The sequence below is a fragment of the Candidatus Magnetobacterium casense genome (assembly GCF_019173545.1).
GTDB lineage: Bacteria > Nitrospirota > Thermodesulfovibrionia > Thermodesulfovibrionales > Magnetobacteriaceae > Magnetobacterium > Magnetobacterium cryptolimnobacter.
In genome coordinates this window covers 1-5,093 of the sequence record NZ_JABXWD010000251.1, presented here as the reverse complement: position 1 = coordinate 5,093, position 5,093 = coordinate 1, and the positions used below count along the sequence as shown (strand labels likewise).

Below are 5,093 nucleotides of genomic sequence, written 5' to 3'. Positions count from 1 at the left end.
CAGGAATGACAAACTTGGAAAAAGCCTGTAACTGTCATTCCTGCGAAAGCAGGAATCCATGCCTTTAAACCATGAAATTAATTTTACCATGCTTTTTAAAGAGGATACACAAATTCTGATAATAAATGTTTACCAATACTTTTCATTCATGATAAAATTCAGAGAGGAGACAAACCATATGGAAACAATAAATATTTTAGAGAAAAGAGAGAGTCTGAACTGGGATTATGACGAGGAGTCACCCGGTCATGCCCCTTGGCTGATGGCTGCAAAATGGTTCCTCTTGCATGTAATCGCCGTGTATGGTGTAGGCCCTGGCCCTGCAGCCCCCACATACCTTAATGTACTCGCAGGCGCCGCATCTTCCCTCGTAACTCTTAAAGTCTCGCATGTCCTTAAACAACGCCGACCCCTCCCAGATATCCTTAAACGACTCCCTGCGGATGTTGCCCGCATACTGCTGGAGATAACTGCATGGCTGTACGTTACCGTCAACGTCTATGAGACATATGAGTTGCCCTGCGATGCAGCCCTTGGAACCGCCCGTGGAGAACTTTAACGACCGTTGTTTCATCCGTTGGCCTTCCTTCTTTGCCTTCTGCAACACGATCCTGTAGTAGTGGGGGGCGCACGTTGGACGCACCAACAACGTGTCTTCGTCCTTTTCCATGTAGTAGTGCCAGTTGAGTATTTCCTCGTAGTCTTCTTTGGAGATGAGTTCGGTCATCATCTCTTGTCCCCTGCCCGTGGGCACTATCATAAACATGTACCAGGCCGAGGCGCCAATATCCTTGGCCAGCTTATAAACGGCGGGGATATCGGCCTGATTGCGTTTGGTAAAGGACGAGTTGACAATGAAGTCTATTCCGTGTCGTTTGAATAGCCATGCCGCCCTCATTACGCCATCAAAGGCGCCCTGCTGACATCTGAAGTTGTCATGCACCTCTGCCGTTGCGCCATCGAGGCTCAACGATACGATCCTGATCCCGGCGGCCTTGATATCGGCACAGACCGTATCGGAGACGAGCGAGCCGTTTGTGGCCAGACACATGCGCAAGCCCTTTGACGTCCCATAGCGGGCTATGTCGTAGACGTCGGCCCTTAGCAGCGGCTCTCCCCCGGAGAGCACTATTACCGGGTCGGTGTAACTACGGATGTCGTCAATGATGCGCCGGGCCTCATCAAGTGTGAAGTCCTCATGTCCCGGTGCCGTGTCCTCCGACGACGAACGGCAATGGACGCATTTTAAGTTGCACCTGCGCGTGATTTCCCACGCTATCCACCTGGGCACGAACTCCATGCTAACTCAGCAGATTCCCTTTCATCAGGGTATTGTAACATAGTCGTGAAAAAAACGTATTACTCTGAGCAAAATTTATGTTTGTCATATGCTATAATACAGCAGTTGAAACATATATATGGATAAAAAACCTCTGGTTTCACTTATAGTACGGACAAAGGATCGACCCAAAATGCTCCTCAAAGCCTTGGAGAGCATTGCCGGGCAAACGTACAGACCGATAGAGGTTGTATTGGTCAATGACGGCGGGTGTGCCTTAGACATAGAAGAAATAAGCCTAATCCTCGGTGATTGTCAGTGCAGATACATTGCGCTGGAGGAAAACCACGGGCGCTCCCATGCCGGCAACGTTGGACTGACAAACGCTGCGGGGAACTACATCGGCTTCCTCGATGACGACGACGACCTCATGCCTGAACACCTCGATACGTTGGTGACCTTCCTGGAAAGAAGCGACTTCCACACCGCATACTCAGACTGTGAAATCGTACACAAGCAGTACAACATAGAAAAACAGAACTTCACAGACGCATACACATATGTATTTTATTCAGAGGACTTCAACTACGACACACTCCTCCTGGAAAACTATATCCCGATACACTGTCTGCTCTTTAAGCGGAGCGCCATTGAGGGTAGCCTCTTTGATGAGGACTTTGAGCTGTTTGAGGACTGGGACCTGCTTATCAGATTGGCCGCAATACATCCGTTTCATCACATAAAAAAAACCACCGCACACTACAACAACTGGGACAAGTGCTCGCAGATAACCCACGCCGGCGAAGATGTAAAAAACGACGCATATTTCAGGGTGCTTAACAAACACAAGGACAAAATAACGGAAGGGGTCATCCGTAACTATGGCCTCGTTGGCAACAAACGCAAGTGCGTCACCGTTGAGGCCAATAAACGAGCCGACTCCGAAATAGCTAAAAACAATGACTTGCAACAAAGGATCGCTCTCTTGGAGACTGCCAATCAACAGTTGCATGAACACATGAAACTACTGATAACACTCCAGGCCAACAAGGAGGTCATCAGACCACTGAGACTCTTTCTGCAAACACAAAAGGAACAAACCAGACCGGAGCTGCCCGTGACTACGGTTGTACTGGCATACCTGGAGCTGATATTTGCATTTGTTGAAAACATGGAACACTTACCGGGTGAGGACTATAAAACAATCATAAACGATTTCATGGCCTTAATACACCAAATAGCCGAAATCGAACAGTTTAACGTTAACGCCTCCAACAGCATGTCATGGAAACTGGCCAAACGCTACTACGAAATCAGAGACAAGCTATTTCCGCCGTCCCACACGCCCAAGGGAACTCGGCAGCAGTAACGGTAATTTACGGTTTTCCCACTTACGGATCGAAGACCGAAGGGTCAAGGTTCCACTTGGCAGGCACCTCGTGGCACTGTATCTCATCAGCGGTATTGTCTTTGGCGAGATCGAGTGTAAAGGGGGGGAATATGTATTTTGATTTATTTATGTCATAGACCACCTTGACAATAGGCTCGAAATGGCTGTTGTCAAATCCTCTGTCAATAACAACGGCCAGTTTGCTGCTTTTTAACCGAACCATGGACCCTACAGGATATATCCCTATAGACCTTATGAAAGTATGGGTAACGGCTTTATTGAAGTTGAAATCGCTCCATTCCAGCAACTTCCTCATTGCCTCTATGGTTGACATGCCCTTGTGATAACACCGGTTTGACGTTATGGCATCAAAGACGTCAACTATGGCCATCATCTGCCCGTATTTGTGTATCTCTTCACCCTTCAGCCCCTTGGGATAGCCCTTGCCGCTGTAGTGCTCATGATGCTGTGCGACAACACACATGGATCTGTCAGACATTGCAGGTATATTTTCCAGTATATCGACCCCGTAAGTGACATGCTGCTTTATCTGTATAAACTCATCCTCTGTCAACTTCCCCGGTTTATTGAGAACCGTTAGCGGAACCTTCGTCTTTCCGATGTCATGCAATATCGCCCCACTGGCAATCTGCTCTATTTCGGGGCGAGGCAAATTAATCTCCCTGCAAAAGGATATCATCATAGCCGCTACACTGACCGAGTGCATAAACGTATACTCATCGACGTTCTTTAGCCTGCCAAGGCTTACAAGTGCATCCTGATTGCGAAACACCGAGTCTATCATCTTATCGACCACAGGGGCAATCCGCTCCATCTTGACCTGCTTGCCCATACGTGCGTCGTCCATGATGGTTGACACTATCTTTTTTGCCTCTTTGATCACCAGCGTGGCCGTCTTGGCTTCTTCTGCGGTAGAGACATGGTTCTGTTGGGAGTGTTGCTTGGTGTCAATGACCTCCTTAAACTCCTTCTGGATGCTCTCCTGTATCTCCTGCTTTGTTACGGCCTGCTCAACGTCTAAACCCTTTTCGGTGTCTATATAGACCTCGGCAATCCCAAGACCGATAATCTTCTGAATCTGACTCTCAGCCTTGAGTTTAAACTTATTGGCCAAAAAAGGGTGCATTATCCAGCTACAGTTCAGATCGGATATATATATCCCCGGCTTCAAGTCCTCTACTCTAACCTTCTTTATCATACGTAATATTATAATACATAACATCAGAAAAATATGGCAAGCAAAAATATTTTTTCCTAATCTTTATACCTCCGTGCATCAGCAATTGAAAAATGGGGGTATAAAATAGTACAATAGCATACAAATGAATTTTTCGGCCATCTTTGACGTAGTAAACATCGGACTTGTCATCCTTGACAGCGACTTTAAGGTCGTTCACTGGAACCGCTGGATGCAGTTGCACAGCGAGTTAAGCTCAAGCGAGGCAGTGGGGACGTCTGTCTTTGACCTCTATCCCCATCTGAATACGACCAGATTTCTCAGGAACCTGAAATCTGTAATCATGCTGGGCAACAATGTTTTTTTTGGACACAAGCCGTATAAGTATCTGTTTCCGTTTAAACCGGTGGGGTCCTTTAGCGTAAACTACGACCATATGCGGCAAAATTGCATCATGGGGGCACTGCGCAATGAACAGGACGGCACCGTATACATCTTCATCACCGTGCAGGATGTAACGGCACAGGTGGCACACGAACAAACGTTGCTGGAACTAAACATCACCGACCCCCTCACCGGTACATATAATCGCAGATATCTTGAAACCCGCCTCAGCGAAGAGTTCTCACGATACATGAGGACATCAAAACCCTTCAGCTTGATAATGTTTGACATAGACTTCTTCAAAAAGGTCAACGACACCTATGGACATACCTGTGGCGACCTCATCCTGAAGGCCACGGCTTCCATGTGTCTGTCCCAGTTGAGGGAGATAGACGTGATAGCGCGTTATGGGGGGGGAGGAGTTCTGTTGCGTGCTGGTGGAGACCGAGCTTGAGGGTGCCCACACGGTGGCAGAAAGACTGAGGAAGTCCGTCATGGAGCTTGAAAGCAACTTCAACAACCAAATAGTAAGAGTTACTATCAGCCTGGGAGTTGCCCAGATGCAAGCGGACATATATTCACCAACCGTACTCCTGGAAAAAGCCGACGGCGCCCTCTATGAGGCAAAAAAAACAGGCCGCAACAGGGTTATTACCGCACCACTGGCATAGGGACTGTATTTTTTTAACCTTAACTATGTTTAAAGTAGCTATATGACAATAGAAGAGAAAGTGGTAGCACTCCATTCAAACGTGGTCACGTTGCTCACGCATAGCAACAATGCCATATTACACAGGTATAAAAGTGGCTTAAATCCTTGCAACCACGGTTGATTGTGGTAC

General features: G+C 47.4%; 5 protein-coding genes. 3 read left to right on the top strand and 2 right to left on the bottom strand.

Annotated features, from left to right (window positions below):
- Nucleotides 1-238: 238 nt before the first annotated feature.
- Complete coding sequence (locus HWQ67_RS12480; RefSeq protein ID WP_218253019.1) at nucleotides 239-1,300, bottom strand: radical SAM/SPASM domain-containing protein; 1,062 nt, start codon at nucleotides 1,298-1,300, stop codon at nucleotides 239-241.
- 118 nt (nucleotides 1,301-1,418) lie between these two features.
- On the opposite strand from HWQ67_RS12480, the gene HWQ67_RS12475 reads away from it, so the two are divergent.
- On the top strand, nucleotides 1,419-2,648 hold the full coding sequence (locus HWQ67_RS12475) for a glycosyltransferase family 2 protein (protein WP_255317261.1): 1,230 nt from the start codon (nucleotides 1,419-1,421) through the stop codon (nucleotides 2,646-2,648).
- Between the two features lie 22 nt (nucleotides 2,649-2,670).
- On the opposite strand, the gene HWQ67_RS12470 is transcribed toward HWQ67_RS12475, so the two are convergent.
- Nucleotides 2,671-3,888, bottom strand: coding sequence for an HD-GYP domain-containing protein (locus HWQ67_RS12470; RefSeq protein WP_218253017.1), 1,218 nt, complete (start codon nucleotides 3,886-3,888; stop codon nucleotides 2,671-2,673).
- A 124-nt stretch (nucleotides 3,889-4,012) separates the two neighbouring features.
- On the opposite strand from HWQ67_RS12470, the gene HWQ67_RS12465 reads away from it, so the two are divergent.
- Both HWQ67_RS12465 and HWQ67_RS12460 read left to right on the top strand, forming a co-directional pair.
- Nucleotides 4,013-4,705, top strand: a complete 693-nt coding sequence (locus tag HWQ67_RS12465) for a sensor domain-containing diguanylate cyclase (RefSeq protein WP_218253016.1) — start codon at nucleotides 4,013-4,015, stop codon at nucleotides 4,703-4,705.
- Nucleotides 4,689-4,922, top strand: coding sequence for a diguanylate cyclase (locus tag HWQ67_RS12460; RefSeq protein WP_218253015.1), 234 nt, complete (start codon nucleotides 4,689-4,691; stop codon nucleotides 4,920-4,922). Before HWQ67_RS12465 ends, HWQ67_RS12460 begins: the two co-directional genes overlap by 17 nt.
- The last annotated feature ends 171 nt before the right edge of the window (nucleotides 4,923-5,093 follow it).